Source organism: Paenibacillus violae (assembly GCF_032461945.1).
GTDB lineage: Bacteria > Bacillota > Bacilli > Paenibacillales > NBRC-103111 > Paenibacillus_E > Paenibacillus_E violae.
Window position 1 is genome coordinate 300,104 of record NZ_JAWCUD010000002.1, and the last position, 17,097, is coordinate 317,200.

10 protein-coding genes are annotated in these 17,097 nt (G+C 44.8%); 3 read left to right on the plus strand and 7 right to left on the minus strand.

The window, feature by feature from the left end:
* Positions 1-105 precede the first annotated feature (105 nt).
* The 3 genes from RQP52_RS08390 to RQP52_RS08400 all read right to left on the minus strand — a co-directional run bounded on the left by RQP52_RS08390 (position 106) and on the right by RQP52_RS08400 (position 2,776).
* A complete protein-coding gene (locus RQP52_RS08390; protein WP_315950771.1) occupies positions 106-729 on the minus strand; it encodes a carboxylesterase family protein in 624 nt (207 codons plus the stop codon).
* Positions 730-758: 29 nt separating this feature from the next.
* Positions 759-1,499 (minus strand): SDR family oxidoreductase, encoded by a 741-nt coding sequence (locus tag RQP52_RS08395; RefSeq protein WP_315950772.1) that lies wholly within the window; start codon positions 1,497-1,499, stop codon positions 759-761.
* A 110-nt stretch (positions 1,500-1,609) separates the two neighbouring features.
* Positions 1,610-2,776 carry an MFS transporter gene (locus RQP52_RS08400; RefSeq protein WP_315950773.1) on the minus strand — a complete coding sequence of 389 codons (1,167 nt, stop codon included), beginning with the start codon at positions 2,774-2,776 and terminating at the stop codon, positions 1,610-1,612.
* Between the two features lie 150 nt (positions 2,777-2,926).
* On the opposite strand from RQP52_RS08400, the gene RQP52_RS08405 reads away from it, so the two are divergent.
* Together RQP52_RS08405 and RQP52_RS08410 are read left to right on the plus strand one after the other, a co-directional pair.
* On the plus strand, positions 2,927-3,529 hold the full coding sequence (locus RQP52_RS08405) for a TetR/AcrR family transcriptional regulator (protein WP_315950774.1): 603 nt from the start codon (positions 2,927-2,929) through the stop codon (positions 3,527-3,529).
* Positions 3,526-5,592, plus strand: coding sequence for a glycoside hydrolase (locus RQP52_RS08410; RefSeq protein ID WP_315950775.1), 2,067 nt, complete (start codon positions 3,526-3,528; stop codon positions 5,590-5,592). Before RQP52_RS08405 ends, RQP52_RS08410 begins: the two co-directional genes overlap by 4 nt.
* 53 nt (positions 5,593-5,645) lie before the next feature.
* On the opposite strand, the gene RQP52_RS08415 is transcribed toward RQP52_RS08410, so the two are convergent.
* The 3 genes from RQP52_RS08415 to RQP52_RS08425 form a co-directional block, all read right to left on the minus strand.
* Positions 5,646-6,197 carry a dihydrofolate reductase family protein gene (locus RQP52_RS08415; RefSeq protein ID WP_315950776.1) on the minus strand — a complete coding sequence of 184 codons (552 nt, stop codon included), beginning with the start codon at positions 6,195-6,197 and terminating at the stop codon, positions 5,646-5,648.
* A 73-nt stretch (positions 6,198-6,270) separates the two neighbouring features.
* Positions 6,271-6,681, minus strand: coding sequence for a GNAT family N-acetyltransferase (locus RQP52_RS08420; protein ID WP_315950777.1), 411 nt, complete (start codon positions 6,679-6,681; stop codon positions 6,271-6,273).
* Between the two features lie 119 nt (positions 6,682-6,800).
* Positions 6,801-13,712 (minus strand): S-layer homology domain-containing protein, encoded by a 6,912-nt coding sequence (locus RQP52_RS08425; protein ID WP_315950778.1) that lies wholly within the window; start codon positions 13,710-13,712, stop codon positions 6,801-6,803.
* A 384-nt stretch (positions 13,713-14,096) separates the two neighbouring features.
* Here RQP52_RS08425 and RQP52_RS08430 point away from each other — a divergent pair, with 384 nt between their 5' ends.
* A complete protein-coding gene (locus tag RQP52_RS08430; RefSeq protein ID WP_315950779.1) occupies positions 14,097-14,864 on the plus strand; it encodes a class I SAM-dependent methyltransferase in 768 nt (255 codons plus the stop codon).
* Positions 14,865-15,296: 432 nt separating this feature from the next.
* On the opposite strand, the gene RQP52_RS08435 is transcribed toward RQP52_RS08430, so the two are convergent.
* The gene (locus RQP52_RS08435) at positions 15,297-17,003 is read right to left on the minus strand and encodes an S-layer homology domain-containing protein (RefSeq protein ID WP_315950781.1); all 1,707 of its coding nucleotides are present in this window, start codon (positions 17,001-17,003) and stop codon (positions 15,297-15,299) included.
* Between the last annotated feature and the right edge of the window lie 94 nt (positions 17,004-17,097).

A 17,097-nucleotide genomic window follows, 5' to 3' on the forward strand; every position in this document is an offset into this window, starting at 1 on the left:
GGAACCACCTTTCATTTAGCTTCATTTTGTGGTCCCAATTTATTAACCAATTTGATGGGAGATTAATCTCTTACTTTTCATTGTCACTTTTTAGATTGAATGGAATTACCCTAGTCGTGCATTTCTTTTGTGTTTCAGTAGCCACATATATAATTCTTGATTGTTATACGTCTCTTCCATGACTTTATGGCTGTGACCCAGTTCGGAGTAGTATGTCGCTCTGATGTTTCCACCTATATTTGTGATCGACCTAACCATATCTTCTGTCCCGGTTACTCGAACAACATCATCGTCCACACAATGAAAAGCCCAAATTGGTATATTCTTTAGCAGGTTAGCTTGCTCCGGCTCAAACCACCCTGAAATTGGCAGGATGGCTGAAAAAAATTCAGGTGCTCTTGAAGCAAAATCCCATGTTCCATTTCCGCCCATACTAAATCCAGTTAAATAAACTCTCTCGGTATCTACAGGGTTATTCATGATAATTTCATCAACCAAAGCCTTAACGGAATAGAATTGTTGTACCCAATTAGAGTCTGTAGGGCATTGAGGAGTAACCACAATAAATGGAAAATCGCTTTTTCCTTCTGCTATCCAGGTAAGTCCATAGTTATCTAACAAACTAATATCTTCGCCACGCTTTTTAACACCATGTAAAAAGACGATTAACGGATATTTTTCATCTCGGTTTATTCCATCAGCATACGGAAGGTATAATTGATAATTCATATTCACTTTAAATGGATTCTCTTTGCTAATTACGTTTCCGTCATAATGCCGCCATTTACATGAAGAACCTGACCCGTCACAACGGACGAATCGTCTGATGCCAAATAAATGTAGGTCGGTGCAAGCTCAAAAGGCTGCCCAGCCCGTTTCATCGGTGTTTCCATACCGAAAGTTTTTACGTACTCCGCAGAGTAACTGGATACAATAAGCGGTGTCCAGATCGGGCCTGGAGCTACGGCATTCACTCGGATTCCTTTACTCACTAATTGGAGAGATAACGATCTTGTAAAGGATACGATCGCACCTTTGGTTGAAGAATAATCGACAAGCAGCGGTGCTCCGGCATAAGCAGTAACAGAAGCCGTAGAAATGATCGTACTTCCCGGCTGCAAGTAGGGAAGCGCAGCTTTCGCCATATAAAATAGTGGAAATATATTGGTACGGTACGTGTCTTCCAGTTGTTCATCCGTAATATCCAAAATGCTTTCTTGTGGGAATTGAACCCCTTGATTCAAAACAAGCGTATCCAGCCTCCCATAATACTCTAAGGTCTGTTTCACGACCGCTTTAGCTGCCAGTGGCTGTCTTAAATCGCATTCATTCAACAAACATCGACCACCATAATTCTCGACCATTTGCTTCGTTGCAAGCGCATCTTCTTTTTCATACAAGTAAACAATGACTACATCTGAACCTTCTTTTGCAAATCCGATTGCCACCGCACGGCCAATACCACTGTCGCCACCTGTAATAATCGCCACCTTAATCATGGCGAGTCCTCCCTGCACTTCTTTGTACGATAGGGTATTCGCCTATATAATCATTGGTTCCTTTTTGAAAAATAGGACCGCAGTCAAGCGCCCCTATTTTCCAATCTAACTTATTTTGCAATTGATGAGCTTTGTCCCACTGTACGTTTCAAACCTATCCATGCCGCGCCAAAGAAGACTAATCCTAGAAACGCTAACCCACAGGTTAGGAACAAGGGTTTTAAATCAGTATCCGAATATAGTCTAGAACCAATCACAGGGCCAACCGCCATCCCCAAATAGCGAACCAGATTGTATACGCCAATTGCAGTCGCCCGCTCCTCCGGAAATTGTTCGGCTAGAATGGTCACAGGAAGCGACACGGTCAACCCCATTGCGAACCCAAATAGACAGATATCTCCAATTAACATTGGCAGAGACAAGTATGCTGTTATAGCAAACAAGATGACTGTGCATGACTGTAACAAAAATGCGAATACTAAACTAGCTTTATTACCTAGCTGATTCCGCATCCAGCTTCCGATTTTAATACTAACAATAGTGGAAGCGGACATAGCCAATAGAATGACTCCAATTTTCCCTGCGGCCATATGATAATGATTCCCTAAGATATGCGGTAGAAATACGAGATAAACTAAATACACAACGCTTTGTGCAAAACCATAAATCAAGACGACTGCACTAAGATGATTTTGAAAAGTCACACCGAAAGATTTCAAAGCAAAAGGCGTAGCAGTCGATCCCTGAGGTTTTGTTTCAACCAATAGTTTCACGTTGGCTATCAATAATAATAAAATGATAACTGTTAAAAATAGAAACACGCCTTGGTATCCAAATTTCTCTCCAATCACACCACCGAGAAGCGGACCGACGGCAGGGGCTAGCAGCAGCATTAGCTGATAAGTCGCCATACCTTTTGCTAATTCATTTCCACGGAACATGTCTCCGATAACAGCAGCTCCAACAACGGGAATTGCTGCTGAACCAATACCCTGAAGGACGCGGAACACAAGAAATAGACCGATGGAATGGGAAAAAACGCATCCAAAAGACGCTGCGGCATAAACAATTAATGCCGGTATAAGAATTTTTTTTCTGCCTTTTGTATCGGCTAATGAACCAAATACGACCTGCATGACAGCTAGAGCAACCAGAAATAAAGAAACCGTCAAGCTCATCATATAACTTGTTGTGTGTAAACTCTTCTGCATCTCGGCCAGTAAAGGCGTATATAAATTTTGTCCAAGAGATCCGGCAAATGCACTGAATCCGATCACGTACAAGATTAGTCTGAGTTTCATCTTAACATCACCCCTCATTATTCGACTGACAATCAGTCAGTTATTACTTTACGTTCTTATTATATTGACTAATAGTCAGTCAGTCAATACAATCATAGTAGCGATACAACGAGAGGGATGAAATTCATGGCAAGAGTATCCAAAAAACCGGAAATTCGGCGGCAAGAAATGATAGATGCTTCTTTAGAGCTTTTTAGCAGTAAGGGTTATGAACAAACGGCCGTCAGTGATATCGTCAAAAAATTAGGTGTGGCTCAAGGGACATTTTATTATCATTTCAAGACAAAAAGTGACATTATGACAGCTATTATAGACAGCTTGGTCACTGAGAAAGTGAACACGATCCGTGTCTTAACCGATAGCAATCTGACGACGGAAGAAAAGATCCATAAGCTCATATGGGCGGAAGAACCTAGTGAAGAAGAAAGTAAGATGCTTGAGTTTCTACACCATGAGAATAACGCATTTATACATCAAAAGGTTCTTGTACAGACGGTCCAGCAAAGCGTACCTTACGTGATCCGCATATTGGAGCAAGGGGTGGCGGAAGGTATTTTCCGCATTCAGCACCTGCAGGAAACCGCGGAAATTTTGCTCATGGGCATTCATTTTATGTTTGATCCAGGTATTTTCATTTGGTCTGAGGATACGCTGAAGCACAAGAAGCTGGCGTTTCAACAAGTCGTGGAGCGGATGCTAGGAGACTGCTTTGCCTTTTCTCAACGGTGAAGACAGCTCCATCTAAAGTGAGTATCGCCAAGAAAAACAATTATCTCGATATTCACTTCGATTCCATAGGCGCAGAGCAGTTTCAATGGCCTTCAGTGAAAGCACAGAGTTACGTACTTCCCTTGGGCGAAGGAAAGATCATTCCGGCAGACGACACGAATTGGCGGATTTTCTTGGATGATCAGAGCTACACTTGGAGTGAGTCGTTCTCGATGGACTTTTTTGCTTTGAAAAATGACCCCTTCTCCCTGGTTTATGTGGTTACAAATAAATTCAATGATGAGGTTCATTTCGATACGTCTTCTTCTCTTCAATTTCAATTTACACACGCATTTCCAAGCATCAATAAAGATAAAAGCTATGGATTCCGCCTGTATGTTATGGGCAATGATCCACAGCAAATGGTTCAACCTTACAAAAGCTATATAGAAGAAAGCGGAAAATACGTTACGCTTGCGGACAAATCGAAAGATAATCCGGATATTCAAAAACTGTACGGAGCGCCACAGATATACTTATGGAGCGAGTCGATCCTCACCGATCGTGATGTCCAGTGGCCGAAAATCCGCCCGCTACTCTCGGGTGCTCTTGGTGAGTGGCTGGTCAAGCTGCTCGCAGGTACAGCTGAAGGTAGCGATGAACTTGCGCAGGTGTTGAAGGACCTCGCGAAACAGAACAGTTTGGACGCCTATCAGAAAAGAGTTGTCCTAAGTGCACTCAATCAAGGAATGAAACTGAAAAGTTTCTATTCACAGGCCGTGTTTCCGAATCCGGGAAGTGAGGCGCAGAAGCTGATGGATCAGGGCATTGATCATTTAAGCGAGCAAAAACTGTACGACTTAAACAAGCTGTTGCTCAAGAGTGTGCTGAAAGATGCCGCGGGCGATATTTCTACTTGGGGACAGGCGGATTCAACCGATCTAATCAACGACATGCAGAAGTCGGGCGTTCAAAAAGCATGGATTGGACTTCCCAACTGGGCTGACGGTCTTAGCAATCCTCGAATGGTTGAAGCAGCCAATAAGGCGGGATATTTAATAGCTCCATATGATTCCTACCATTCCATTCAGGAGCAACCCGATCCTTCATGGAACACGGCGTTCTTCCCTGATCCTTCGCTTTATGATCAGGCAACGATCGCCAAAAAGGATGGTTCGAAGATTGCCGGCTTTCTTCAAAGGGGGCGAAAATTGAATCCAACTTTAGCTATGCCTAGTGTAAAACAGCGGGTTGAGGGAATCCTTCAAGACGGGATTGGTTACAACTCGTGGTTTGTCGACTCAGACGCAACTGGCGATGTCTACGACGATTTCTCCCCCAATCATCCGACGACACAGCTTCAGGACATGATGGCCCGCTTAGATCGGTTTAGGTACTTTGCGAAGGATAAACATATGGTGGTTGGCTCGGAGGGTGGTAATGATTACGCGAGTGGCGTTATCGCTTATGCGCAAGGCATCGAGAGCCCCGTCATCGCTTGGGGCGACCCGGATATGCGGGAAAATAAAAACAGCCCCTACTATGTAGGCGGATATTACGCTGCATCCGGCATCCCGGAACGTTACGGCAAGTCAGTACCGATTAAACCGCTGTATGAAAAGGTATACAATGACCCCATGTACGCCTTGCCTTTATACAAGCTTGTTTATAATAACTCCATTATTACGACTAATCATTGGGAGTGGGGTACCTATAAGATTAAGGGTGATAAAGCGGATAAAATGCTATATGGCCTTTTGTACAATGTGCCACCGTTGTATCACTTGAACCGTGCAACTTGGGAGCAAGAGAAAGCCAGCATTCTTAATTATTTGAAAGTATGGTCCCCTTTCCATCAGCAAGCCGTCACTCAACAAATGAGCAATTTCGCCGTATTAACCGAAGACAGACTTGTTCAAAGCGCTCAGTATGGTACTGATCTCAAGGTTATTGCCAACTTTTCCGAACATGAAGTCAAGGTCGAGGACGATGTTATTCCGGCGGTGTCGGCTGTTATTTATGAAGGAAAACAGCGTTCGATCTTCCATGCTGCAGATAACGTTAAGCTTCTTGCCCGTAAGTAGCATATAAACAAATAGAGAACCAACCGGCATAACGGTTGGTTCTTCTTTCGTTATTACTCATTCATATGATAGATTAGCTGCACAACGCCAGAGGAGAATGTTTTGGTAGTAATCAATTTTAGGTTTAGCCTCTGATTTATATCCGTAAACAACGGCTTTCCTTCTCCCAGAATAACAGGGTGCACAGATAATCTAAACTCATCAACTAGTCCTAAATGGATAAAAGTTGTAATAAGACTTGCTCCACCATACAGCCAAATATCTTGGCCTGGCTTATTCTTTATTTTATTTACTTCTTCCAAAATATGATCATTAATGAAGATGGCTTTATGATCTGTCCCATTTTGTGTTCTTGAAAACACATATTTCTCTTTACTATGAACGAGATCCCAAATTTCATGATCCGTCTCTTCATTTTCAGATTCAGGCGTATATTGCCCCCATAAATCATAACTTTTTCTTCCATATAGGATGGTATCAATTTGATTTAAGAATTGCGTGAACCCCATCTCAGCGTCCATCACGCACCAATCAACTTCCCCCTTACTTCCTTCAATAAAACCATCTAAAGTAACGGCTAAATCTAAAATTATTTTACGGGTCACGGATGGTTAACTCCTTTCGTTGATCTACTGCCTAGTATAGACATTAACCATGTCAATTAATGTCATAGTTCTATCAAATCAACTTTTTCGTAAAAATAATCTCCATAGCTTGATCATCCAGCAATAAGCATCCTGAGTCTTTGTAACCCAATTTTCTATAAAAATGCTGCGCCTCTTCATCAGCTTGGGTTGATGTCATAACCCGTTCAAAGCCTTGCTCTTTCATGCGATTTTCCCAAAAATCGACGACTTGCTTCCCCAACCCTTGTTTACGGTAAGGTTCGTCGAACCAAATCATATTCATAAACGGCGTATTATCCCAGAAGTAACTAAAACGCATCCAACCGATGATTTCATCACGCTCATCTCGGAACAAGAAAATTTCGTTCTCTCTGATTTTGGGTGCAATTAAGTTCTCCTTCAGATGGTGATCTCTGCTTTTTATAAAATCAATGTCTCTTTCTGTCGCTGTTATAATTCGCACACTTCTCCACCTCCGTTATTCATACATACAAATTCCTTCTATATGCTCGGATTCCTCTTACCCAAACAGCCGCCTTCGAGAAATCGAAGGCGGCTGCTTATTTTGAGACCTGGAGGAATTTAGTTAATAAAGCTCAGGAACTGCAGCACACGCTTCAAAATCGCAGCAGCTTGTGCACGATTTGCAGGTTCCTTCGAAGCGAAAACGGTGTCGGACATACCTTGAATAAGTCCGGCTTTCAAAGCCTGCGAAACGGCTTCTTTCGACCATTCCCCGATATCCGATCGGTCGGCGAATTTGTTCAATACCGAGATATCGCCTTGCATTTCCTTGCCGCCGACTTTCATAGCCCGGATTACCATCACAACCATTTGTTCACGAGTAATATTGGCGTTAGGTTGGAAATTACCGTCCTCATAGCCATCGATCAATCCAGCTTTTGAAGCCGAGCCCACGGCTCCGGCAAACCAATCCGTGGATTGAACATCGTGAAACACGTTTACTTTTGTTTCCACTAAACCAAGGGAACGAACCAGCATTGCCGCAAACTCGGCACGTGTCACATTGGCTTCCGGTGCAAATTGCTCATCGGTCATACCGTTTAGAATCAATTTACTTGCAAGCCATTCAATGTCTGTTTTAGCCCAATGCCCTTGCAAATCACGGAACGACTTCTCCGATTGGATAACGGTATAAACGCTGTTGTGAGGCGAATGAATTGTTATTTCCGTAGTTCCGTCTTTTGTTGTTACAACAGCCGGAACAAAGTGAACCTGCTTGTTGGAATCAACCCATACTGCGGTCAGTGTGGCGGGGTCCACTGTCAGCTGACCCAAGTTAATGGTACGGTCGACATAAACTCCCCCGAAATCCGTGATTTCCGAACCGTTAACTGTGATCCTAAATTCGATCGGGTTCGTAATCACTTGCTTCGCATTCAGGTTATTCACCGCAGCATTCACATCGTCTCCAGCTTTGCCCGTTACTTTTGCTATCGAGACGACCACTGTAGAGTCTTTCTGGATACTTGCAAACAGGGTTGCTGGCAATTCATAACGAATTCCGTTCGATTGAATAACCAATTTACTTTGTTTATTCGTCGCACTGAGAAGAGCATTGCCTGGAAGTTCCACTTTCATAGCCGAGTCGCTGCCTTTCACATCAATGATGACGAGCGGGTTAGCTAAGGCTTTCTCCAACGCTTTCGCATCCACAGTGACTTTTGTTACCGTACTTCCATCAGTCGCCGTTTCTTTTGTAACTTTGGCATCCTTATCAAGATTAATAATGCCCGGGTTCGTATTGGAACCACTAGGCGCTACAGGAGCTGTTGCAGAACCTGTCGAAATTGGAGTATCTGAAGAATCTCTTGATCTATTATAGGTCCGGAAACTAGCTGCCGGTCCGTACACGCTTCTAACGCCATCTTTATCTACGGCTTGAATCGTGAAGGTATAGTTGCTTCCCTCCATCAGACCCGACAGCTTATAAGTAAGAACATCACCGACCGATACGATCTCGGAATACGTGCTGCCGGTAACCGTATAAAGCTTATATGCTGCTATCCCTCTCACAGCTTGCGCTGCTGTCCATCGCAAAGTTGCCGTCGTTTCGCCAACTTCCGAAACGGTCAAAAGGGATTGAGCCGGCCATGTGACCGAACCTGAGGTAACAGCAACGTTAGCCAAAGCCTTATATACGCTTCCAGTAACGGTTCCTTCAACGGTAAAGTTCCCTGGAGCCGCGTATTGGATAGGATCAATGGGATTCCAAGCTACAGGCAGCTTTTGGGTCGAGCTGTCGCTGTAGACAGCGCTCACAACGGTCGGCATAACCGGTGCTGTCCCTACTACGGTCACAATGTTCTCCGGTGCAATGCTAACAATGACAGGATTGACATCCGTAGGTACACTAGGCACTGGATAAGTGGGTGCTGAGATCATAAATTTGCGGGAATATGGATCTGTTCCCTTTGACCTTACCGAGATTGCTGTAGTGTCAGACGAATTGTTTGGCAGTACATAACTTGTCGTATTTGCCGGCAATTCGGTAACAACTTCTGTCCCGTTATAAACCGTGAAGCCTTCACTCCGCTCACTAGAATCCCACTTTAGAACCGCAGACGAACCGTTGGTTGCTATTTTCAGATTCTGTGGAGGCGTCGGTGCGTTGAAGACTTGAACCTGTGTAAGCCGGGGAGGACCCGTTAAATCAGTACCTGCGTTGCCGCCCGATGCGTTTTCTACCATGATTTTGATATATCTGGCATGGTAGGTCTTTCCAAGATTCAACGCATAGGATGCATCTGTTGAGTCATCTCCGCCGTTAAGGTTTCCTGTAGCATAGGTATAACCTTCTTCGGTTTTGAGATCAACCTGGCTGAAAGTCAAGTTTTCCAATTCAACAGCCGACGAATGATTGCTGAAATCATCGGATACATAAACGGTCGCTCCTTTCAACCTGGTGGACTTGGCAAGCAGCCTGATTTGGCTGAAATCCATAGCTTGACCAAGGTCAATAACAAAACTACCTTTTCTAGCGCCATCCGTACCCAACCAAGAGTAATTTCCAATTTGATCCAAGTTGGTCACGTTGTTTACATTCCAAATCATAGGATCTTCAAGTACACCGCTTGTCAGTTTGTTGGCATTCCCATAAGCATTAGCATTAGCGGATGCAAGCTGCATCGGATTGGCACCTGCCGTCGAATCAACATTGTACGCTTTTTTATTCAGCGCCAGGTTCGTAGAAGATACTCCGGTTGCAACTTTGGTAATCGTGATATCAGAAAGCTGCAGCTCGGCGTCGTAAGCTGAATTGGTACCGCCGTTAGAGCTGCGGTAAATGCCCCATTTCGGACGCAAATATTGGTCAAAAGTAGCCGGATACTCGGTCTCGAAGTTGACATTGGCGCTTCCGACCTTGACGCTTCTTTCCGGTCTTCTCCACAAGTCCTTCACACCGTCTCCAGCCCCTTGTTTCGGAAACGTTTGGTACACATCCGGGCTGTCAAAGGTGTAGACTTTACCGGTAACGGTATCCGTGATTTTTATCGTCAGCCAACCCGAATCGGAGATTAATGCCTGAAGCTCAACTTTAATCCAATGACTGCCGATATCTTTCAACGGGATTCTCAGAAGGGTCTTATCGCCATCGTACCGGTTATGGTTGATGATAAGCTCCCTTGTATCCTTGCCGGTAATCGACATGGCCAGAATATACGCCCCATTCTCACCGGCACTGTTGCCTCCCGAGAGGGTATCGGCTGCCTGGGCATTCGTAGCTTTTAGTTGGAAAATATGTCTGAAGTTAGACTGGTTCCACTGATTGCCATCCGGAATGTTCCACATCCATTGATAGGAAACAATATCGCCATTATATGCCGTAAAATCCTTGGTCGAATCTTCATCCGGGCGAATCTCGATTCTTTGTCTGTCGTTGATGGCTGCACCGCCGACGACATAACCTTTTTCCCAGTCAAAAACACCTTTGTGTGCATATTCGCCGTTCCGAACTTTGTCTTCGAATTCATTTTTCAGACCTCTGCCTTGGGCAACAACTTTGAACACGTTTTTCTGAAGGGTGCTGTCCCAGACGCTTTGGACATGGTTGTCAGCTAGATTCGCTTCAGGACGATCCCCATAATAAGCATGGTAAGCATCTCGAATTCGCTTGGTTACTCCTTCAACCGGCTCGTCGGTGCCCATCGCACCTCCCAGAACATTGTATGGAGAAACGCCATCAATGGCATTCATTTTGATGGTTTTGCTATTCTCTCCAAGCCCACGCGCTGTCACGTCCAAGGTAAAAATAGAAGGTGTGCCGCTGCTGAGACGGAAAGTGAATTCATTCGTGCCCAGCGGCAGCTTCGCGAGGAACGAGGATTCGAAGGTAACCTTATTCCCAGTTACTTTATAATCCGTATTTAAAACAAGCTCCTTGCCTTGAGCATTCGTGATTCCCGTAATCGTCTGACCGCTGGCAAGGCTAACTGTGGTGCTGATTGGTTCGCTTTGATCCCAAGTGCTGTAGACAGCTTTGGATGGTGTAAGAGCCGTAGCGTTAGATACCGGATCTTTTCCATAAATCATCAAGCCGGACAACCCCATTGCCGACGTATTCTCATCCGTACGACGATCGCGTGGACCAACCAATACCGTGTTGATCATTACATAGCGCGCCGTGAACGGGTATAAGAACGTTTTGGTATCAAAGCCCCATTGCTGTCCGTTGTAGGTTACAAAGGACCACATGCCTTCGGTTTCCGTGCCTCCGGCCAGCTTCCAGCCGTTGCCTTCCCAATCATAGTTGTTAGCTACATCCGAAGTAGTTGGGCTGCTTGCCCAAGAAAGAGGATCATTGGAGTAGTAAACTTCGAATCGAGTAGCATTCTTCTGAATATTGGCAATGGCGTTCGGAATTTCAAGATATAGTTTATCCACTGTCTTCGGAGATCCCAAGTCAAGGCTTAACGCCAAGGAGGATGGCGCATAATTCTCCTTATACACATTGGAGCTAGAGTTTCGCCAAAATCCGGCTCCACCCGTCTTCAGGGCGTCTGCTCCAGGATGGTCAGGCTGCTCGGAGCTAACCTTGAGGTTCACCCCTGCTTGCGGTGTAAATCGGGATGGAGCCAACAGATTTACTGAACCGCTCTCTACCGATCGAGAAGGCTGACCGATAATGTTAAATACATTGCTTTTGATGGAGCCGGCACTGTTATCGAGTGTGAGATCGGAAACTAGCAGGACATATTGCGCATTTACCGTTTGGTTCAGTGTCAAATCGGTCTTCTCGTTGTTGCTCAGATCCGTCGTTTTTCCCGCTCCGGGGATCAGGATCCAAGAAGAACCATGCTCGGTTAGAAGCGGCTTCCTCGTTGCCGATGAGGTTGGCGAGACAGAAGTGCCTTCCTTCAGCTCGTCATATGCAGCAGCATCGTTCGTATAGTACAGCTGATAATTTTTTAGAAACTTGCTGTTGCTGGTCCATTCAAGCTGAATCCGGCTAATTTCGATGTTTTTTTCCAGTTTAACAGCAGCCCAGTATTGATACCCTTCTGTCTTGGTTAGCGAGCTGTTCGCTTGCCAAGCCGTATCCGACTGGTCGTCGATAAAGTTATTTTTGGTGCCTCCACTTTGAGAAACGACTTTAATTTCGGCAGATGGCGTAACTGCCCAGTTTTTAATGCCTGAAATATTGACTTCTACATACGGCTTAATATTTTGGGTATTCGTAATGCCAGTTCCGGCAAATTGCCCAATGATTTTGTAATTTCCCGTACCATCCGGATTATAGCCTTCCGGGCTCCACGTGACATTTACCTTTTCGATCTTGCCTGTGCTCAAGGTTACGTCCAGTTGTGCCGGTAAGCCCAAGTTCTCGAATGCAGTGCCTGGCGCCGCCGAAAGGACTGGCTTCCTATCCCATGCCACGATATCCTTAGGCTGGCTGTTTGGATCCCAACCATCAGGGAACACATAAGTGCTTGCATCCCTTTTAATTAAGTAAATATCGGATAAATACATCGTTGCAGCTTGGAATTCGTCGGCATAAACCGATTCATTCACTGTATTGTACATTCCCCGGTACAATCCCCATTTTGAACGGTTCTGTTGTCCAGGTACTGCGGGCAGATCGACTCGTTCCTTTTTCCCCGAATCCGGGTTCAAGACTTCAGGGCGTCTCAAAGTCTCCGCCGTCATGCCGCCTTTCCAGAGTTCTGTATTGCTTGCCACATCAACAAGTTTGCCGTAGACATAGCCTTTATCAGCGTTAAGAATCGTCACTTCCATATCCAGCCAACGGTCGACGACCTGATCTAATGGAATCGTGAAGAGCGGCTTAATTCGGTGTGCTTCTTGCCCATCCGGATTGTTTCTGAATTCCAAATAGCCTTTGCCATTGACGGAAACAAGCGTAAGCGTCGTTATCGGCTGCCCGGCTTCATCCCCTTCAATCGCCTTTAATTGAAAAATGTGGAAGAAACGTCGCGGAGCAATGAAGTCACCGGCTTCCTTCTCAGCGGCATCCATCTGATACTTAATCGTTTCCGAAGGAAGCATCAGCTTCCAGTGATGGGTCATAATATCGCCGCCCACACTATTGGCATCGCTATTCGATGCACTGGTATTGCTCTTGATTTCGAGACGCTGACGGTCACTGTTGACCGCTCCCCGGTCACCATCGTCACGGCTCACCCCTTCAGGCGTTTTGAAAGGTAAAAATTCATGATACCGCAAAATGTCCGTGTTTAGCTTGTCCAGTCCGGCACTAGCTTCAATTCCGTACTTCGTAAGCGCATTCACATCTGTTTTGCCGATGGTTTGCAGATACATGTTATCACCCAGCCAAGAGTCAGGAACGCTCTGAGCTGCCGGGTAGTCTCCGGAACGGTCATAAACCGATTCAAACCAATCCTTTCCGCTGTAAGACGAGGCTTTCCCAGGTCCTTCAATAGACCCTGTTGTGCTTCCAAATCCGATTTTGGAAGCGCCAAGTACGTCCCATGCACGCTCGCCTGATTTAATATTTAGCGGTAAATATTTGTCATTAGGACCCATAGAGTTGGCTATGGACGCCGGCAGTTCCTTCTCTACAGTTACGGTAATGGTGTATTTCTTACTGTTGCTGCTGTCACTCTTATCAGTTAGCACCAGATAGTACGTCGATATTCCATCTGGTGAAAATTGATCCAGCTTGGCATCGCCTAGGTTGATGCCGTCTGTAGCGAACGGAATTGCTGTTGTTTCATCGCTTCTGAAAACGGTTGGAGTAACGCCCGGATTCGTCGTTACGTTCAGCATTTGGTAAGATTCGCCGTAGGGCAACGAAATCCCAATGGTTGCATGAGAAACGTCAACTACTGCGTTTACTGGCTTGCTTACTTCGACTTCAAAAAGGCTTAACATCTCTCCCTGTGCGGCATGCGCCGTCGATGCAGAGAACCCGAAAGGGTTCAAAAGCGTAAGCATCATAGCAATTGTTAGAATAGCGCTTACAACTTTCTTCAAAGCTTGTTGCGTGAGCATCCTAGTGCCTCCTTATGATAGCTTCTAAAACATCATCCCAGCAGAACAATCAGTGAAAGTTATCCCCCCCTACTTGTAATCAAAGCAGCCTGTTTCGTTAACAACCTGCTCTCACCGAAGAACGGAAGCTTGACGACCGAATTAATAACCGTTATTTGGAAGCACATACATTCATTCGGATAGCTTCACTCTATTGCTGATAGTGGAAACAGACAATGGAGATTATTATGGTGGTATGTGTTTTTTTTGGGTTGGCGGTTGTGCTCCTATCGTCTATGGCGGTAAGTTTCGTTTTAATTGACTTTTCACATTGACCATATTTTTCCAAGCTACTTATAATTGAGTTAACTTCTGTTTTCATTCCAATCATGGAGGGAAAAGCGTATGTCGTTTAGTTATTACGGAGAACTTTGTACCGAAGTCTATAACCACACCAAAAAAATTGGTCAGTCAATTGATGGGGATTTGGAGTATTACCAGGGAAAACTTAAGTCTTGTAAAGGACGTATACTTGAAGCCATGGTCGGTTCCGGTCGTGTAATCATTCCTCTTCTTGAATCAGGCCTTCTTGTAGACGGGGTTGACTATTCTCCCGATATGTTAGCTTCTTGTCGTGAGCGATGTAAGGAACGTGGTTTAGTTACCAATCTATATGAGTCAAGCCTGCAAGATCTTTCTTTGCCCGATCAATATGAGGCTATTATTATTCCGGCCGGTTCATTTTTGTTAATTGAAAAAAGAGCAGAGTCACTTGAAGCCTTAAGGCGCCTCTACGAACATCTTCATCCAGGTGGCCGCTTAATGCTTGATATTTTCTTGCCAGATAAGAACTTTGAGTGTGGTAAATGGCATGGCACGTCGACCTTCAACTTGCCTGATGGGGACATCATCACCATGGAAAGCAAACAAATCGAGGCCGATTTATTCAATCAATATAAAGTTTCTTATATCAAATATGAAAAGTGGCGCAATGGCACGCTAATCCAAACCGAATTGCAGCGTTATGCCTTGCGTTGGTATGGCGTCGAGGAATTTAAGCTTGTTTTAGAAAGCTTAGGTTTTACCGATGTGGTTGTGTCAGCGGATTTTGACCCTACCAAAACCCCGACTCATGCGGAGCAGTCGTATGTATTTGAAGCTGTACGAAAGTAAGCTTCGTTGCCCTTTGGGACATAAATAAGCCTGACGGATCACACTCCGTCAGGCTTAAGTGGTTTCTACTTTACTAACCCCGTTACTCGTCTCCTGTTCACTTTTCAGTCGACTTCTCTCTATCCTGTCACCAACAAATTCAATAAAACTAGCTGATATATCCGGCGAATGCTTTCTTTAAGGGAACAGGAAGCCTCTATTTGGAGCAAATCGAGCCGTTTTCTTTCTTGGAGAACCTACAGGGTCTTATTTAAGCTCCAGGAAGTGATTTTCGGGTGAAAACGGTGAAATAGGGGAACGTAGTTCCCTCAGCAAGTGGAAAATGTGCTTTTTTAATGAAATAGCGGACCACAGTTCCCTGAATAGCTTCAAACATTCTATGAACATGCAATTCACGCAATTCCTTTACAGAATTGCCGATTGTAGCTGTTATCAATTAGCACTTTTCATCCGAATTTCCGTCGTGCGATCCTTAGCATCCGATTCCAGTTTTACAACATAGATACCTGCCTTGGTAGCGTTGAAAGGAATAGGTCCTGTCAGTTTATCGTCGACAAGCACTTCTTTACCGTCAGGTCCGAATATCGTCAGTTTTCTTTTTACAACTACGGTATTGTCGACTTCAGGAACTTCATCAGTAGGAGGATTCTGAAATCTCACTGCATTATTTTGGTCAATCACTACTGGTATCATTTGTTCACTGACTTCAATTGTATAATCCTTCCCTTCCTCTAATCCCATTTGATAATAAATCCCTGCGATTGAGTTGCCCTTATACCCAGTCTCCCATGTTCTTCTTCCCCATCCGATTGCAAACGCCTTATCTAAAGAGCTTCCATCCATTACTGTAAACGAGAAGGGCGTATTCACAGGTGTTGACAACTTTACTACACACTCGCAGTTGAGTGTATAAGGCTCTCCATTGAGTGTAGAAATGGAGAAATCGATATTTCTGACTTCGGGTTCAGGTTCAAGCTTGGTTAGTCTACCATTAATAAAGATGTAACGGTTATCTGTTCTGGGAGGATTCTTTTCCTTACTCACTTGAACAAGTTGATAACTAATCGCCCCTTTAGCCTGAACCATTAACGGATTGTCATGACTCGCCACGGCTTTAAAGTAAAGGTTCCCTTCTATTGGGAAAAGTTGATCAAAGTGCCCTGCCTTAAGGATAATAGGATGATCCGAATCCAGGCCAACCTCAGTGATCTTAAACGTAAACGTTCCCTTCTGCTGTTCCGTGCGTATCTTTGCATAAAAGATACCATCAGCCTCTGCCGTAACTTGCATGGAAGCGACGTTCCCTTCATTCAAGAGAGTTCCTTCTGCATTTGTCAGCTCCATGTTAAAAGAGGACTGACTCTCTCCATGCGCCTCTAACTCATACGTCTTATATTTCTTTAGCTCCGCTTGGATATAAAGCGGCTCACCGGCATTAACATTAACCGTAACTTCTTTCTTTTGTGTAGGGTCAAGAATCAGGGCATGCTCTTTAGTCGCACCATCAGGGCTAGCCGAAGCAGTTCCGGGTTGGTGTACCAGCTTCCCTTGCTCCTTAACATGCAGGGAAAGGCTGAGCAATGCCGCTGCCTCCCCACGACTTAAAGGTGCTTGCGTGTCTTCCAACATTGACTGCAATGTTCCGGGAAGAATGTCATGCCGCACGAAGGCCAATGCCCCTCCAGCCCAGTCCTGCTCATTTTGTTGCACACCCCCCGGAAAAAGCCTGCTTAACATAACGGCCGCTTCCTGTTTTCTCACATACTGCTTTGGCGAGAAGCTTTCCTCACTTGTACCTTGGATAATTCCTGCTTTGTAGGCGGATAAAATGTACGGAACGGACCATGCCTCCTTACAATCTTGAAACGGCAAACCTCCGTCTGCGGTAGGTAAATCAAACACCATAACGACTAGTTTCGCGAATTGTTCTCTGGTGAGTGGTGAATCAGGGGAAAACTGTCCGTCCGCTGTTCCTTCCACCAACTTCTTCGCTGACAACTCTTCGATGTAATTTTTATACAGATAACCATCCGGTACGTCCTGATATTTGCCTGTCTCCGCTAGTACCGAATTCCCAAACAGGAGCCCAGAACAAATAACCATTCCTAACATCCCAATAAGCTTTTGCCTTAGAATCATGTCTCAATCTCCTTATTTATTTCCGTATGTATTGGCAAAATCCGGTGTAACACAGCAAATTATACCACAATATTTTTTGCGAGATTACGTTATT

Bases quoted from the DNA above. Each gene is read 5' to 3' on its own strand.
- RQP52_RS08390 (WP_315950771.1), bottom strand. From the start codon at position 729: ATGAATTATCAATTATACCTTCCGTATGCTGATGGAATAAACCGAGAT.
- RQP52_RS08395 (WP_315950772.1), bottom strand. From the start codon at position 1,499: ATGATTAAGGTGGCGATTATTACAGGTGGCGACAGTGGTATTGGCCGT.
- RQP52_RS08405 (WP_315950774.1), top strand. From the start codon at position 2,927: ATGGCAAGAGTATCCAAAAAACCGGAAATTCGGCGGCAAGAAATGATA.
- RQP52_RS08425 (WP_315950778.1), bottom strand. From the start codon at position 13,712: ATGCTCACGCAACAAGCTTTGAAGAAAGTTGTAAGCGCTATTCTAACA.
- RQP52_RS08430 (WP_315950779.1), top strand. From the start codon at position 14,097: ATGTCGTTTAGTTATTACGGAGAACTTTGTACCGAAGTCTATAACCAC.
- RQP52_RS08435 (WP_315950781.1), bottom strand. From the start codon at position 17,003: ATGATTCTAAGGCAAAAGCTTATTGGGATGTTAGGAATGGTTATTTGT.